At 37.0% G+C, this 16,064-nt stretch carries 21 protein-coding genes; all 21 read right to left on the reverse strand.

Going from position 1 to position 16,064, the window contains the following annotated elements; all coding sequences use genetic code 11:
- Nucleotides 1-25: 25 nt before the first annotated feature.
- Nucleotides 26-691, reverse strand: a complete 666-nt coding sequence (gene fliP, locus ABU914_RS01095; RefSeq protein WP_379667910.1) for a flagellar type III secretion system pore protein FliP — start codon at nt 689-691, stop codon at nt 26-28.
- Entirely contained in the window at nt 684-1,310 is a 627-nt protein-coding gene (gene fliO / locus ABU914_RS01100) for a flagellar biosynthetic protein FliO (protein ID WP_379667911.1), read from the reverse strand. Before fliO ends, fliP begins: the two co-directional genes overlap by 8 nt.
- A 14-nt stretch (nt 1,311-1,324) precedes the next feature.
- Nucleotides 1,325-1,687 carry a response regulator gene (locus ABU914_RS01105; protein ID WP_379667912.1) on the reverse strand — a complete coding sequence of 121 codons (363 nt, stop codon included), beginning with the start codon at nt 1,685-1,687 and terminating at the stop codon, nt 1,325-1,327.
- Nucleotides 1,688-1,705: 18 nt separating this feature from the next.
- Nucleotides 1,706-2,854 (reverse strand): flagellar motor switch phosphatase FliY, encoded by a 1,149-nt coding sequence (fliY, locus tag ABU914_RS01110; protein WP_379667913.1) that lies wholly within the window; start codon nt 2,852-2,854, stop codon nt 1,706-1,708.
- Nucleotides 2,847-3,839: a flagellar motor switch protein FliM gene (gene fliM / locus ABU914_RS01115; RefSeq protein ID WP_379667914.1), complete on the reverse strand. Its 993-nt coding sequence runs from the start codon at nt 3,837-3,839 to the stop codon at nt 2,847-2,849. Before fliM ends, fliY begins: the two co-directional genes overlap by 8 nt.
- 35 nt (nt 3,840-3,874) lie before the next feature.
- Entirely contained in the window at nt 3,875-4,297 is a 423-nt protein-coding gene (locus ABU914_RS01120) for a flagellar basal body-associated FliL family protein (protein ID WP_379667915.1), read from the reverse strand.
- The gene (locus tag ABU914_RS01125) at nt 4,298-4,510 is read right to left on the reverse strand and encodes a flagellar FlbD family protein (RefSeq protein WP_379667916.1); all 213 of its coding nucleotides are present in this window, start codon (nt 4,508-4,510) and stop codon (nt 4,298-4,300) included.
- 45 nt (nt 4,511-4,555) lie between these two features.
- A complete protein-coding gene (gene flgF, locus ABU914_RS01130; RefSeq protein ID WP_379667917.1) occupies nt 4,556-5,866 on the reverse strand; it encodes a flagellar basal-body rod protein FlgF in 1,311 nt (436 codons plus the stop codon).
- 81 nt (nt 5,867-5,947) lie between these two features.
- Entirely contained in the window at nt 5,948-6,334 is a 387-nt protein-coding gene (locus ABU914_RS01135) for a TIGR02530 family flagellar biosynthesis protein (protein WP_379667918.1), read from the reverse strand.
- Nucleotides 6,335-6,348: 14 nt separating this feature from the next.
- Nucleotides 6,349-6,819: a flagellar hook assembly protein FlgD gene (gene flgD / locus ABU914_RS01140; RefSeq protein ID WP_379667919.1), complete on the reverse strand. Its 471-nt coding sequence runs from the start codon at nt 6,817-6,819 to the stop codon at nt 6,349-6,351.
- Nucleotides 6,820-6,834: 15 nt separating this feature from the next.
- On the reverse strand, nt 6,835-8,028 hold the full coding sequence (locus ABU914_RS01145; RefSeq protein WP_379667920.1) for a flagellar hook-length control protein FliK: 1,194 nt from the start codon (nt 8,026-8,028) through the stop codon (nt 6,835-6,837).
- Between the two features lie 29 nt (nt 8,029-8,057).
- Nucleotides 8,058-8,624 carry a MotE family protein gene (locus ABU914_RS01150; protein ID WP_379667921.1) on the reverse strand — a complete coding sequence of 189 codons (567 nt, stop codon included), beginning with the start codon at nt 8,622-8,624 and terminating at the stop codon, nt 8,058-8,060.
- Nucleotides 8,617-9,063: a flagellar export protein FliJ gene (gene fliJ / locus ABU914_RS01155; RefSeq protein WP_379667922.1), complete on the reverse strand. Its 447-nt coding sequence runs from the start codon at nt 9,061-9,063 to the stop codon at nt 8,617-8,619. The genes ABU914_RS01150 and fliJ overlap by 8 nt, the downstream gene beginning before the upstream one ends.
- Nucleotides 9,064-9,065: 2 nt before the next feature.
- Complete coding sequence (fliI, locus tag ABU914_RS01160; protein WP_379667923.1) at nt 9,066-10,382, reverse strand: flagellar protein export ATPase FliI; 1,317 nt, start codon at nt 10,380-10,382, stop codon at nt 9,066-9,068.
- Entirely contained in the window at nt 10,375-11,136 is a 762-nt protein-coding gene (fliH, locus tag ABU914_RS01165; protein WP_379667924.1) for a flagellar assembly protein FliH, read from the reverse strand. Before fliH ends, fliI begins: the two co-directional genes overlap by 8 nt.
- Nucleotides 11,129-12,142, reverse strand: a complete 1,014-nt coding sequence (fliG, locus tag ABU914_RS01170; RefSeq protein ID WP_379667925.1) for a flagellar motor switch protein FliG — start codon at nt 12,140-12,142, stop codon at nt 11,129-11,131. The genes fliH and fliG overlap by 8 nt, the downstream gene beginning before the upstream one ends.
- A gap of 12 nt (nt 12,143-12,154) precedes the next feature.
- On the reverse strand, nt 12,155-13,747 hold the full coding sequence (gene fliF, locus ABU914_RS01175) for a flagellar basal-body MS-ring/collar protein FliF (protein WP_379667926.1): 1,593 nt from the start codon (nt 13,745-13,747) through the stop codon (nt 12,155-12,157).
- Nucleotides 13,748-13,831: 84 nt separating this feature from the next.
- Nucleotides 13,832-14,137: a flagellar hook-basal body complex protein FliE gene (gene fliE, locus ABU914_RS01180; RefSeq protein WP_379667927.1), complete on the reverse strand. Its 306-nt coding sequence runs from the start codon at nt 14,135-14,137 to the stop codon at nt 13,832-13,834.
- Between the two features lie 12 nt (nt 14,138-14,149).
- Nucleotides 14,150-14,605, reverse strand: coding sequence for a flagellar basal body rod protein FlgC (gene flgC, locus ABU914_RS01185; RefSeq protein ID WP_379667928.1), 456 nt, complete (start codon nt 14,603-14,605; stop codon nt 14,150-14,152).
- A gap of 2 nt (nt 14,606-14,607) precedes the next feature.
- On the reverse strand, nt 14,608-15,003 hold the full coding sequence (flgB, locus tag ABU914_RS01190) for a flagellar basal body rod protein FlgB (protein ID WP_379667929.1): 396 nt from the start codon (nt 15,001-15,003) through the stop codon (nt 14,608-14,610).
- Nucleotides 15,004-15,285: 282 nt separating this feature from the next.
- Nucleotides 15,286-16,059: a GTP-sensing pleiotropic transcriptional regulator CodY gene (gene codY / locus ABU914_RS01195; RefSeq protein WP_379667930.1), complete on the reverse strand. Its 774-nt coding sequence runs from the start codon at nt 16,057-16,059 to the stop codon at nt 15,286-15,288.
- Nucleotides 16,060-16,064 lie beyond the last annotated feature (5 nt).

Genomic DNA, 16,064 nt, shown 5'->3' on the forward strand with positions numbered 1-16,064 from the left:
CTACTTTACATTTACAAATCGATCGCTATTGGTAACTTAATAAGAGCGATTGGACAATTAAAAACCAACCGTCAACTAAGACGAATAGCAAAATTTTAAATGGCAATGAAATCATGATTGGTGGGAGCATTAACATCCCCATTGACATTAGGACACTTGCGACAACCATATCGATAATGAGAAATGGAACAAACAGCATAAAGCCGATTTCAAACGCTGTTTTCAATTCACTTATAACAAATGCTGGTACTAGAACCGTTAATGAGATGTCTTCTATCGATTCGGGTCTTTCCATTTTGGAATAGTTCATAAAAAGAGATAAGTCTTTTTGCCTCGTATATTTTGCCATAAATTCTTTCATTGGCTTCGTACCTTCAGCAAATGCTTCTTCTGACGTTATTTCACCGCTCGTTAATGGCTGGATTGCATTTTCATTCACATCATGAAAAACTGGGGCCATGACGAAAAAAGTTAAAAAGAGAGCGAGTCCAATTAACACTTGATTTGGTGGCATTTGTTGAGTCGCGAGCGACGTTCTCACAAACGACAAAACGACGACGATTCTAGTAAAACTCGTCATTAAAACTAAAATTGCAGGAGCCAATGAAAGAACCGTTAACAAAAGTAATAATTGAACTGTCGTTGTTAAAGTGTCCGGTTGCGTAAATAAACCGGGTATCAATTCATTCATCACTTGACTCCTTTTTCTTCACATTTGAGTAAATATTTTTTCTATCTTGTACTATTTTTTTTAATTGCTTATCAAGAATTGCAGTGAATGATTCATTTTTGTTTGACTGTTTACTTCGCAACCATTGCTTTGATTTAGCAAATAGATCTTCTTGTTCTAATGTCTCACGTTCTTGAATAAACTGTTGAATCTCATGTTCATCACTAATTTCCTTTAAAAGTTGAATCGAATCAGAGACTCCAACAACGAGTAAGCGTTCACCGACCTTAATAATTTGAATGGACCGGTTTTGTCCCACTGAAATACCGCCAAAAGATTCTAACGACCGACTTCCGCTAAATGCACGCGTACGTTTATTTAAAAATTTCGCAAGTGCATAAATAAGGAAAACAACGAAAGCAAGTGCAAATAGCATTTTAAAGAACGGAAACGAAAGACTGTCGCTTCGTTCCTTTTCAGACTGTTCCAGAGAAGGCGCTCGTGTTTGTTCACTCTGTTCTTCTTCAGTTTTTAACCAATCATCAACAGTTTCATCTTTCGCATTAACAATGTTTGGAACGTACAGTAAACTACTTAAAATAAAACAGAAACTAATTATGAAGATAAGCTTTTTATACAAAGCGAGACACCTACTCAGCTTAATGTCTTTTTTATAGCTTCGATCACACGGTCTGCTTGAAATGGTTTTACGATGAAGTCTTTTGCACCTGCTTGAATGGCTTCTATAACCATTGCCTGTTGCCCCATCGCCGAACACATGACAATCTTAGCATCAGGATCCATATCTTTAATTTTTTTCAATGATGTGATTCCATCCATTTCAGGCATCGTAATATCCATCGTTACTAAATCGGGATTTAATTCTTTATATTTTTCAACAGCCTCTGCACCATCTCCAGCTTCACCGACAACTTCAAATCCATTTTTTGTTAAAATATCTTTAATCATCATGCGCATAAAAGCTGCATCGTCAACGATTAAAATCCGATTTCCCATCTCTGTATTCCCCCTGAATTATTGTAAGTTTCTAATGCGTTCTTTTTGGCTAATGATATCGGTGACACGAACACCAAAGTTTTCATCTATAACAACAACTTCGCCTTTTGCAATGAGCTTATTATTAACTAAAATGTCGACAGGTTCTCCAGCGAGCTTATCAAGTTCAACAATCGAGCCAGCAGATAAATTTAAAATATCTTTAATAGCTTGACTCGTTCTCCCTAATTCAACTGTGACAGATAACGGAATATCAAGTAGTAAATCTAAATTTTGTGTATCAGCTGGTTGCTGAGGAACGTCATGAAAGTCTGAAAAGGCAGCTGGTTGTACTGAAGATGCTTGTACTTGTTCCATTCGATTACTAGTCGCTGTTGAATCATTTGTTTGCATTTTTTCTCCTTGAGATCTAACTTCTTTTTTTTCCATTTCAGCTTCACGTTTCAACTCCTCTTCAGCGATTGGGTTCAACTCCTCTTCGGCCATTGGATTCAATAAATCATTCACCATTTTTTTTGCAAAAGGTATGGGCAAAATTTGCATAATTTTTGAATCAATTAACTGCCCAACTTTTAGTGAGAATGAAACTTTCACTAAAAAATTATCGTTTGGAATTTTATCCGTACCTTCACCTTTTTTTACATTTAACTTCTCAATCGTCGGTGGTGAAATATCAACTTTTTTATTAAAAATGGTAGACATAGATGTCGATGCTGAACCCATCATTTGATTCATTGCTTCTTGAACCGCACTTAATTGAATCTCATTTAATGTCTCTTCAGATAGATTTGTGCCATCTCCCCCGAGCATTAAATCGGCAATAATTTTTGCATCACTTTCATGAATAACGAGAACATTTTCTCCTTCAAAACCTTCCGTATATTTCACGTTGATCGCAACGTTTGGCTCTGGAAATTCAACCGCCAAGTTGTCCCTAACAATTAATGATACTGAAGGAGTAGTTATATCGACTTTCTGATCTAACAGTAACGATAATGCAGTTGACGCACTTCCAAACGAGATATTCCCCATTTCACCAAGTGCATCCTGTTCAATGATTGATAAGTGTTCTTCTAAATTGACACCTTCATCTTGCGTTTGCACAGACTCATCATCGCCTTTTAGCAATGCATCGATTTCTTCCTGGGAAAGCATATCATCACTCATCTACACTCACTCCTTCCTCTAACACTTCTAAAATTTGAATCGCCATTTTTTTATTGTTCGTACCTGCTTGACCGAGAAACTTAGTTTTCTCTCCAACTTTAATTGACAATGGGTGATCAATTTTTTGTCGCAGTGGAATGACATCATTCACATTGAGCTGTAAAAAATCTTGAATTGTAATATCGGTTTCACCTAATTGAGCAATGATTGGCAAACGTGCAAGCTGTAATCTTTTTTGAAGCAATTCGGCTTCAACTTTCGAGCTTTTCTTTTGATTTTGCATCCAATAATGCATAGACAAATTTGGAATAATTGGTTCAAGCACTACGTGTGGGATACAAATGTTAATTAAACCGCTTGTTTCAGCAATTGACATCGTTAGAGAAACGACAACAACTGTTTCATTAGGTGATACAAGCTGCAAAAATTGTGGATTCACTTCAAAATCAAGCATTTTCGGTTCGATACCAATAATTGATTGCCATGCTTCCTGAAATGATTCTAACGAGCTTTCAAACAGTTGATTCATAAGTCTCGTTTCAATCTCTGTTAAATTATCGACTTTATTTACACTTTCTCCCTTACCACCTAGCAATCGATCTAACATTGCAAAAGAAATGTTCGGATTTACTTCAATCAGCATTCTTCCATCAAGCGGTGGTGCTTCAAAGATGTTCATAATCGTCATTGATGGAACTGAACGAATGAACTCTTCATACGGAAGTTGTTCAACCGATGCTACTGAAATATCAACATACGTTCGTAATTGAGCCGAAAACAACGTCGTTAATAACCTAGCAAAGTTTTCATGTACTCTCGTTAAGCTACGAATTTGATCTTTCGAAAATCGCAATGCACGTTTAAAATCATACACTTTTATTTTTCGTGCACTTTCTTCTTCTTTTAATTTTTCCGCATCCATTTCCCCAGTTGAAATTGCAGAAAGGAGTGCGTCAATTTCATTTTGTGATAATATATCAGCCAAAGGCCTCACCTCTGTTTCATAAGCCTTATCAACCGCTATTGAATGATTTTTTGGATCGTATAAATTTGAGTAACTTCTCCATCTTCTAAAATTTGATTGATTTCATTGATTACTGAACGTTCAAATTGAGCCAGTTTCTCATTTACTACAAATTCTTCAGCTTTCATACTCGTGAGTTCGCTGTAAATGATGTCATATACTTGGAAATCACGTTTTTCGATTTCTTTTTTTGCTTTTTTGTTGTTCAGTTGAATTTGAAATTGAATTCTTATAAATTGATCATCATTCGTATTCGTCGTAATTTCTTTCGTTTCCCAAGAGGATGCAACAACGTCATTAATCGTTTGCTTGTCTGACTCACCGTCAAGCTTAAAATAAATAATAACTGCAACTAGTCCAATGATAATAATGGTTAACATCGTTACTACCATCGAAAAAACAAGTCTATTTTTAACCAATCATTGACCCCCCAAACCTTTTTGAAAACCTAAAATATTGATGTTTTTATAAAAGGTCATCGTCTTTTGTATAACTTCTGATTCCTTTTCTTTAACGACGACTAAATCACCATTCGTTAATTTAATCGTCGTATCTGGAAAAGATTGAACTTGCAGTATGTATAATGCATTCAATGTAAATTTTTCACCATTTAAGCGTGTCAATTCTATCATTGATAAGTGTTCGGGCTAAGAGAAACCCCTAGCCCGTCTCCCTTCTTATCGTTTTAAATTTACGAGTTCTTGTAGGATTTCATCAGAAGTCGTAATAATTCTCGTATTTGCCTGGAATCCACGTTGAGCTACGATCATTTCCGTAAACTCTTCTGATAGGTCAACGTTTGACATTTCAAGGGAACCGCCATTAATAATGCCCATATCTTGCCCTGCGATTCCAATATTTGGGACACCTGAGTTATTAGAAACTTGGTAAAGATTGTCACCAGATTTCGTTAATCCTTCAGGGTTGTTAAAATTCGCAAGTGCAATTTGACCAAGACGCTGAACATTCCCGTTCGTATACACGCCGAATATTTCCCCTGCAGCTGAGATGTTAAATCCTTCTAAAAAACCTTCAGTATTTCCATCGATCGTATCGACATCAATCGTGCTTCCTGAACCATATTGAGTGATGGTTGAGAAGTCCACCGTAATAGTTAGATCTTGTGCGTTCCCATTGTAACCTTGTGTTAATTGCCCTGGTTGAAGGTTAATTTGAAAAGAGGCATTTCCTGTAACACGACCATCATCGTCAAATTGAATATTACCTAATTGATTAAATGAATAGTTATCTCCATCAGGTAATAAATAGCCAAGTTGCCATTCTGTGCTAGAAATCTTTTGTGCAACTATTTGTAAATCATGCGTATTTCCAAGTGAATCAACAACCTTCATACTCATCATTGCACCACTTTTTAAGCCTTCTTTTAATGCATCTTCATCGATAGGGGTATTAGGATCAAAAAGTCTGTTGTTCGTGTTATCCGCAATCTCCGTACTATCACGCAAATTCCCTTTAAAGCTAATGTTCGTTGTTGCATTCGGTGCAATCGTTGTGCCAGCGGCAATTCTTAAGTTCGACAATTGTGAGTAATCAATGTCACCAACCGCATTTGCAGCATAGCCTTGTACGTAAAGTCCATCTGCATTAACGAGGTTCCCATTTTGGTCGAGGTAGAAGTTTCCTGCTCTCGTGTAATAGGAAAGGGATCCATCGTTTACGATAAAGAAGCCATCACCGGAAATACCTAAATCTAGTGAACGTCCTGTCGTTTGCAGGCTCCCCTGCGTATGAATCGTATCAATTGTTGAGACTTGCGACCCAAGTCCAACTTGCTTTGGGTTCGTTCCGCCGCGGTTCATTTGTGGAGAACTTGCCCCTTGTATTTGCTGACTAACCATATCTTTAAAAGTCGTTCTGCCTTTTTTAAAGCCATACGTATTTACGTTAGCAATGTTGTTTCCAATAACGTCTAACTTAGTTTGGAAGTTTTTCAAACCACTAATCCCAGAATACATGGAACGTAACACGATCATTCACTCCTTCATTTTCATTAAGCTGCTTCCGTCATTCCACAGCTCGTATAGACCTCCGCTTCATTACGGTCCAGCCTATTCATCAATGACAACTGTTCCATCAATGTTAGTAAACAGATGCTCTCTTGCGCTCATGCGATCAAGTGCCGTTATGATTAGCTTGTTTGTGGTGCTAACGACGAGAGCGGCGCTGTTCGTCAATATTAATGCTTCTTTTACCCCTTTTGTTCGAGCATCGTCCACCGCTTTCTCAACTTTATTCCACGTTTCATTTGATAGAGCGATTCCTCTCTGTTGAAAACGGGTTTCCGCATGTTTGCTCATTTTTAATTTTGTTTCATTTACCAGTTCTGTTCGTAATAATTGTTTAAATGATTTTGCGTCGTTGTTTTTTTGTTTAATCGTTTCTGTATCATGTGTAGATTGCTGTTGAATCAGAGGTTGATGGATCCTAAAATTCATGAATCAACACCACACTATTCATCAGAAGGTGAATCGCCAAGTTCACGAATTTCAAAGATAAATTCTGGTTTTACTTTTTCACCATTATCTAGCTCAAATAACATGTTTCCACCTTTAAACGAAATCGCCTTAACGATACCTGTTTTCGTTATTTCATCAACTTTTCCATCGTCTGTATCAACGTAACTCATATACGAAATTTGCTTGCCGATCATTTGGCTATTTTGTACGATTTGTGTGTTCGTTTGATTCGCGATAAACGTTTCAAACATTTGCGTCATATTCATCATCTGTTCAAGACTTGAAAAACTAGCCATCTGTGCAATAAACTCGCGATCTTCCATCGGGTTTAAAGGATCTTGGTTTTGCAATTGAGCGATTAAAATTTTCATAAAATCGTCTTTGCCGAGAGAACTGTTACCCGTTGCTGATCGTCCAGGAAGATTAGATAAATATAACGAATTATCAATCGAACTATTATTCATTACTCATCCCTTCCTTTATAAAATTAGCGACTCAAGCCATTCTTTAAACGATTGTTCTTCTTTATCTCGGTCGCGCTCATCTTGTCCATTTCGTTGCGCCATTTCATGTTCATCTTGTTGATCCCGACTTGATTTCGATTGATTCTGCTGTTGCTGCTCGCTGCTTTCAGTTAGAACTTCAATCTTTTCTACTTGAATGTTTTGCGTGACAAAGGCTTGACGTAATTGATGTAATTGTGACTCGATTAAACTTTTTGCTGTCTCTGTCTGAGCTACAATTCGAGCGATCAACTGACCGTCTTGTTGGGTCAGTTTTACCGATAGTGACCCGAGATGCTCAGGGTGCAATCGAACATGTAATTGTGTTAATCCGTTTTTAAATGTTCGAAGTTGGCTACTCGCTAAAATTTTTTCAAATTGTTTAGCTAAGGCCGCTGAATCCGTTTCATTCAAGAGGTGAATTCGGAATTCCAACTGGTGAATTCGGTCCATCACCGTCTGCGGAAAAGAAATATTTTGTTGAGTCGCCATCAACCGATTGCCTTTGTCTTCTGCCGTACCGTTTTCATATTGAGCAAATTTCATATTTGCACGTTGCTCTATTTCACTGACATTTGCGAGAATTTTTCTTATTTGTGAAAGATTGTTCACTTGTGAAATAACCGCTTCTTCTTGCTTCTGAAATTGAAAAAGCATTCGTTTATTTGGTCGATTTTCATGCTGTGATTTTGTCAAAGCAAAGACATGGAGCAAGCGTAAAATAACAGACTTTGACTCTTCATTAAATGACTGTAAAAAAGTTACGTTGTCCTTAACGTTCTGAACGTTTGCAATGTTTTCTGTTTGAATCTGAAAGATTGCAAAAAAGGAGTGTACTAAAGTATCAATGTCAACATCCATTTTTTCATTTACTTGACGTTGCCAATTCAATATATCTGGATACAATGTGATCGCTAACTCTTCACCGAAAAGTTCACTTACTTCTTCTTCTGTTAAGTTCAAAAGCAAGGATAACAGTGAATTCAATTCATGTCGCAACGTTTCATGTTCTAATGTTTCGTTCATGAACGTTTCACTATTATCAGGCAACCAGGTGACTTGCTGTTCAAGTAAATTGTGAAATGGAGATTCAGTTATACTCGGTTGAACATGTGAACCGAATGATCCGATATTACTGTTTGGTAATTGAATGAGGTTTGCGATGTTCACTTTTTTCACCCCCTTTCAAATACAATCTTTCAATCTTCAGCTAATAATGCTTTCATAAGACTTGATGCACGTTTTGGCTCCAATTTCGCTACAATTCTTCCACTATCTGATGGCTTCATCTCTTGGAGAACAGGAAGAACTTCACTATTTTGCATTTCTGAGATAATCGATGCCGCGTCTTTCGGAGACATGGATAATAGCATTTTTGCCGTCTCTTTAACACTTTGGCTTTCAAGCACCCCAGCTTCTTCAGCATTTTCTAACTGCTTTTCAAGCTTAAGTATCGTCTCTTTGGCATCGATAAGTTCATCATCTTTTTCGAGTAGTTTATTTTCCAATTCACGCAAATTTTGTTCTTGTTCATGAATTTTTGCTGTCAATCTCTCAATCTCTTTTTCCAAATTATCTTTACTATCCGTTTTTGAATCGTTCATTTCATCTTGAGAACTAGAAATAAAAGGAATGTGAGCTCCGATTGATTTCGCTTGATCAACAACACTTTTTCCCATAAACGTCATGATGACACTGTAAACGATTAGCGCAAAAATTAATGGAATAATAACAACAAAGAAAAACCATTGTAGTTTGCTAGACACCATATCGTTCACCTAATTTCAAAATCGACAATTCGTCTAATTGATTATTTTCTTCTTTTTTCATTTTTGATAACACGTTCTCGATATGCTTATCTTTTAAAAGGTTATATTTTTTTACTTCTACTGACTTGTGAACGATTAAATTTCGCTTTTGCTCCATTTCAAACCTTGCATGATTAACGATCATTTGCTGTTCCATAATTGAGTTTTGTAACGACTGTAAGTGCAAGTTATACTGGCGAATCGTATCCGCCTGAACCCCGACACGCATGTTATACTCATGTTGTTTTTCAAGTTCTTCCTTTTTTTTCAGTAATTCGTATAACGTACGGGCTACACTTTCGAAACGTTGCTGAGCATTAGCAAATTCAATCTCTGAAAGATCTTTTTCTTTTTCTCTAATTTTCAACACTTTATCAAGCCGAAAATGACTAGCCATCGTTATTCTCCTTTATTAAATTGCGTCGTCAGCCACTCAATGGAATGTTCAAAATCAGCCTGCTCGCCAACATTCTGTTTTAAATAAGCGAGTATTTCGTCATATGCCGCAATCGCTTCATCAATCTTTTTAGATGTTCCTGTTTTATATGCACCAATTTTAATTAAGTCTTCAGCATCTAAATAAGTTGCAAGCAAATCACGAAACTGTTGCGCTGACTGTAAATGTTCGGGAGATACAATATGATTCATAACTCTACTTATGCTCTCTAAAATGTTAATCGCTGGAAATTGCCCCTTGTTTGCAAGGTCACGATCAAGAACAAAGTGCCCATCTAATATTCCTCTCACCGTATCAGCAATCGGCTCGTTAAAGTCATCTCCGTCAACAAGAACAGTATAAAAGGCAGTGATCGAACCAACTTCATTCGTGCCCGACCGCTCAAGCATTTTCGGCAATAGTGAAAAAACTGAAGGTGTATACCCTTTCGTCGTAGGTGGTTCACCAATTGCTAAGCCGATTTCTCTTTGAGCCATGGCAACCCTAGTTACTGAGTCCATCATGAGCATGACGTTTTTCCCTTGATTGCGAAAATATTCTGCGATTGCTGTCGCCGTAAGGGCACCTTTTATTCTCATTAGTGCTGGCTGATCAGAAGTCGCTGCGATAACAATTGAACGTTTCAGCCCATCTTCACCTAAGTCTTTTTCAACAAATTCTAATACTTCACGTCCACGTTCACCAATTAACGCAATGACGTTAATATCTGCACTTGAATTGCGAGCAATCATCCCGAGTAACGTACTTTTTCCAACCCCGCTTCCAGCAAATATACCGAGCCTTTGACCTTCTCCAACAGATAAAAGACCATCAATCGCTCTCACACCAATTTCAATCGGTTTCTCAATACGACGTCGTTTAAGCGGATTTGGCGGCGGATTGTCAGTTGGGTATGAAATTAAACCTTTCGGCAGTTCATACCCATCTAATGGTAGTCCAATTCCGTCTAATACAGTTCCGATTAATTCGGGTCCTATTTGTATATGTAGCGGTTTCCCAGTATCTTCAACTAAACAACCTGGTGATATGTACGAAACATTTGTAAAGGGCATTAACAAAACGAATTCTTCCTTAAACCCAACGACCTCAGCCATAACATAGCGATTTTCACGCTTTCCAATATGAAGAATGCAAACATTTCCAATCGAAGTCTCTGGACCTTTTGATTCAATCATTAACCCGACGACTTTCGTTACTTTTCCGTAACGTTTATACGGATTTGTTTGTTTTATGGCGTCATATAAAAGCTGCTCATTCATTTTGATTTTCCTCAACGATTTCCAACAATTGTTTTTTTATCTCAGCTAATTGTGTATGAATTGAAGCGTCAATCGTTCCGAATGAAGTTTCAATCATACAAGCATCTTCAACTAGCTCTTCGTTCGGATAAATGAAAATATCAGTTGATTCATTTAAAGCAGCTTTTAATAACTTTTTATCGTTAAGGGTAAGTTTATATTTTGACGGATGTACGAATATTTTTATGTTGTCATGTTCTTTTACTTCTTTAACTGCTGCTTTTACGACATCTGTCCATTGCTCCGGCTGTTCTGTAAGCTGGTTTCCGACAATCTTTTCAGCTAATGCAATTGCAATATTTATCATCATCGGCTCAGCTTCAGTGAGTTTCTTTACATATTCTTCTTGTGATAAATCAACGATTTGCCGTGCTTCTTGAATTAAATCACTCACCGATTGTTCGCCATCTTTTCTGCCGGCTTGATATCCTTCTTCATACCCTTTTATGCGAGCATCTTCTAATGCTGCAGTCATTTTCTCTTGTAGCGATTGTTCTTCTATTTCAGTTTTTTTCCGAATTTCCTCTTCTGCTTGTAAAATTAACTTGTTGGCTCTCTCTTTTGCTTTTTGAATCAACTCATTTTCAATTCGTTCGATTTTTCGTCTGTCGATTTCAGTGCTTTGCTCCTCTTCAAGAGGACGAACTGCAGCACGCAACGTAATGACCTTTGCTTCTTTTCTTTTTTCAGAAACAGATTTAATAACTTTAACCAATGATGTCATCACCTCCACCACGTGCGATGACGATTTCTCCGGCTTCTTCTAATCGTCTAATCACTGCAACAATTCTCATCTGCGCTTCTTCAACATCCCTCAATCGAACAGGTCCCATATATTCAAGCTCGTCTTTGTAATTGTCAACCATTCGCTGTGACATATTGCTGTATATAACATCCTTTACTTCTTCACTAGATGCTTTTAATGCAAGTAACAAGTCATCGTTTTCGACTTCGCGAATCACTCTTTGAATTGCACGGCTGTCAAGCGTAACAATATCTTCAAAAATAAACATTCGTTTCTTAATTTCTTCTGCTAATTCAGGGTCTTGAATTTCAAGTGCATCTAAAATTGTTTTTTCTGTTGCACGATCTACACTATTAAGCACTTCAACTACCGATTCGACACCACCAGTTTGAGTGTAATCTTGTGTGACCGTTGTCGACAGCTTTCTTTCAAGAATTTGTTCAACTTCATTAATAATTTCAGGTGATGTTCGATCCATTGTTGCCATTCGTTTCGCAATATCGGCTTGGACTTCTTGCGGTAAATCGGACAATATCTGTCCGGATACCGCTGGATCAAGATAAGAAAGTACAAGCGATATCGTTTGTGGATGCTCGTTTTGAATAAAGTTTAAGATTTGAGCAGGTTCAGCCTTTCGAGCAAAGTCAAAAGGTCTTACTTGCAATGTCTGTGTTAAGCGGTTAATAATATTCATTGCTTCATTTTTGCCTAATGCTTTTTCTAGCACTGTTTTTGCGTAGCCTATGCCACCTTGGGAAATATAATCTTGAGCGAGTGCAATTTGATGAAATTCTTCAATGACATTTTCTTTTAATTGTGAATCCACTTTACGAACACTTGTAATTTCAAGTGTCATTTTTTCGATTTCTTCTTCTGTCAAATGTTTATAAACGTTTGCTGATACTTCCGGTCCTAGAGCAATTAATAAAATTGCCGCTTTCTGTCTCCCCGTTAATCTTTTTTGTTTTATTGCCATTTGCACAACCCCTTACTCTTCGGACAACCAAGTTCTAAGAAGCTTTGCAAAATCTTCTGGCTTCTCGTTGGCAAGTTTTTCGATTTGTTTTAACCGCTTTTGTTCTTCTGTCGTTACGGATGTGTCGATGTCCGGAATTTCCTCTTCTTGTTCTGGAATTATTTCTTCTTCTGCCAACTCTTCATATTCATCTTCTTCTTGCTTTCTGCGGAACAGTAAAATTGCAAGAACGATAATGATAACGAGCAATATTCCACCGACGATGTATAACCATAATGGTAAACCTGAATTTTCGTCAGATTGTAAATCAGGCTTTCCATAAAACGGCTGAGCAGAAACGTATATTTTCTCTGTAATGTCTTCGTCTTCAATCGGTGTTTCCGTATTTTTTGAAATCGAAGTCCTAACAATCGAGCTTAAAATATTTTCAATGTCATTGATCGTTTGCGGATCGAGCGATGTTGGCTCTTCTGGATCCGGAGGCTCAACCATAACTTGAATACCTAAGTCTTGGATTTTATAAGGACTTTCAACGATTTCTTTCCGGATACGATTAAACTCATTGTTGATCCGTTCTTCATCACGCTCATAATCTCCAGTTTGACCGCCAGCAATCGCCGGGTATTCCGGAATATCGGTTTCACCTGTCCCTGCAATGCCTTCTGCACCTGCTGCATCACCATTAAACGATTCACGTATTCGTTCTACACTTACTTGTAAACCTTCCATGTTTTCTAAATCTACAGGTTCGACTAAATTTTCCTCACGATTTTCTTGTGTGAAATCAATATCAGCTGTTACCGAGGAAACAACTTTACCTGGTCCAATAATTGTCGAAAGCATCTGTTGAACTTGGCGTTGTAAATCACGTTCAATATCTCGTTTTATTTTTCTCTGTTGTTCATACAGTGTATAACCGCTACTGTCAGTTTCAGAATTTACATCATAGTAGTTAAAAAATTGGTCCATAATAACAATATTTTCTTTAGGTAAATTTGGAATACTTTTCGATACTAAATTATAAAGAGCATTAATTTCTTTTTGATTAAGTTCCTTACCAGCGGCTAAATTTAAAACGACAGATGCTGATGACGTTTGCTCGTCTTGTGCAACCCAAATTGATTCATTCGGAAGAGTAATCATCACGGTTGAATGATTAACGCCATCGATATTTTTTATTAAATTCTCAAGCTCAGTTTGTACCGCACCTCGTTCAAGAACGTTGAATTCATTTTCGGTCATTCCAAATCCGGCATTTTCACTAAAAAAGGAGTAATCTATTTTTCCGCTTTTCGGAATACCTTCTGCAGCGAGTTCTACCTTTAGGCTGTTTACTGACTTTTCAGGTACTGATATCGTTCCATCATCAGAAACGATGGATGGAATACCACGACTATCTAATGTTGCCTTTATTTGCCCTGCTTCCTCGGGCGGCAAGTTTGAATAAAGAGGTGCGTAATCTGTTTTCGTTGTAAAAAAAGTAATGGTTATTATAAGTGCAAGGACAAGAACAGAGCTGCCTAAGATAATCATTTTTTGCGCAGATGTCCGTTCAGTCCAATATTCAATTAATTTATCTTTTATACGTTGTATTCTTTCTTTCATTTTTTCCCCCAAGTTATGTAAAAAGCGTGAAACGGACATAGCGGAACACTCTTCATGCTAGAGAGTCCACACTTACCCACGTCATTATAAAGGCATTCTCATTACCTCTTGATACGCTTCAATGATTTTGTTACGGACTTCAAGAGAAACTTGTAATGTAACCGCTGCTTTTTCAGCAGTGATCATCACATCATGAAGATTCGTAGTTTGTCCATTGATTAATTTCTCTGTCTCTCGATCAGAAGCAACTTGCGTGTCGTTCACTTTTTGAACTGCATCATTAAGCATTTGTGAAAACTGTTGCTGTACTTTATGTGGTGTATTTCGATTTTCGGATAAAGATGCAACTTTTTGATTTGAGAACAGCGACGTTAGACCAACTTGTTCCATTTTTCAACCTCCTTACCTCCCAATTTCAAGAGCCTTCATTAACATACCTTTCGAAGCATTCAACACTGTGACATTTGCCTCATATGAACGTGAGGCACTCATCATATCAACCATTTCTTTTAGCAAATCAACATTAGGTAATTGAACATATCCATCTTCATTCGCATCAGGATGTTCTGGTTGATAAACTAATTTGAACGGAGTTTCATCGTCTACGATGCTTGTCGCTTTCACTCCTAAGCTAACAGGTCTTTTTGCTAGCTCCTTTTTCAGAACATGATTAAATTGATATTTGTTGCCATCAGATTTTAAAGAAACCATTTTTCTTTGATAAGGTAACCATTCCCCGTTAACGTATCTTCCTCTTGTTGAGTCGACATTTGCAATGTTTGAAGAAGCAACATCCATACGTAAACGCTGCGCAGTTAATCCTGAGGCAGAAATGTTCATGCTATTAAAGATAGACATCCTTATTTTCCTCCTCGAGCAACAGTTTTCAATGTATTGAATTTTCCGTTAAGTCGATCGATTAAAGCGTTATATAAAATTTGGTTTTCTGCTAACAATGCCATTTCGCGATCGATGTCTACATTGTTGCCGTTATTGTTCATCGTTGTATGATTTTTTGTTTTAATGCTATAGTCCATAGGACCTTCACTGCTATGTTTAAAATTTAAATGTTTGCTATTCGTTTTTTTCGCCTCGAAAGCAATCGCCTTAGATAGTTCATGTTTAAAAATAACTTGTTTTGATTTGTAATGAGGTGTATCAACATTTGCGATGTTATCAGAAATGACGTCTTGGCGAGCGGCGGTAGCATTTAACGCACTTTCTAAAGCATTCATTGTCGAATTGAAAAGTTGCATAGTAACCCCCTTCTCTTAACATGACATTTTAACTAGTGACATTTTTGATAAAACATTAGCTCCATTACAATAATCACTAAAATCCGTCGTTCTTACTCGAATAAAGTAAAACACGCATGAGTTTTGTCGTATTACGTAACCTATTATACTAAATCATGTTACCAAATGGACATAGGGCTTTCCTTCTATTTTTACAAATAAAAGCATTTTTACCTACTTTTGTAACAAAAAAGACATTCCATCCTATTCAGATGAAATGTCTTTTTACCTATTTATTAAATTTTATGAGCGTAATTTTTCAAGTTCAACTAAAAATTTATCATTTAATACTTTAATGTAAGTTCCCTTCATACCAAGGGATCGTGATTCAATCACTCCAGCACTTTCTAATTTTCTCAATGCATTGACAATGACTGAACGAGTAATTCCTACTCGATCGGCTATTTTGCTCGCTACAAGCAATCCTTCTTTTCCGTCTAACTCATCAAAAATGTGTTCAATGGCTTCAAGTTCACTATAAGATAACGAGCTAATTGCCATTTGAACAACTGCTTTATTACGAGCTTCTTCTTCAATTTCCTCTGCTTTTTCATGTAGAATTTCCATTCCGACGACCGTCGCTCCATACTCCGCTAACACTAGTTCTTCTTCTGAAAATTGTTTGTCAAATCTTGATAATATAAGAGTTCCTAATCTTTCACCACCACCGACAATTGGTACGATTGTCGTTAAACCTGTTTTAAATAGATCTTTATTTTCAACAGGAAACGCTGTTAATTCATTGTTTATATCTATATTTGCTGATGTTTCAGTAATCGTAAATAACTTTTCGGTGTAATCAGCAGGAAATTGTCTTTCTTCATAGATTTTATTCATTCTTTCGTTGTCAATCTCTTGTCTAATCGCAATTCCTAACAATTTTCCTCTTCTGCTCAACACATAAATATTCGCTTCAATTACGTCGCGTAGTGTTTCTGCCATTTCTCTGAAGTTTACTGGACCTGCTACCTTTTGCAGCATTGAATTAATTTTTCTGGATTTTTCTAAAAGACTCATGTTAC

This window comes from Pueribacillus sp. YX66 (genome assembly GCF_041725775.1).
Taxonomy (GTDB): Bacteria; Bacillota; Bacilli; order Bacillales; family UBA6769; genus Pueribacillus.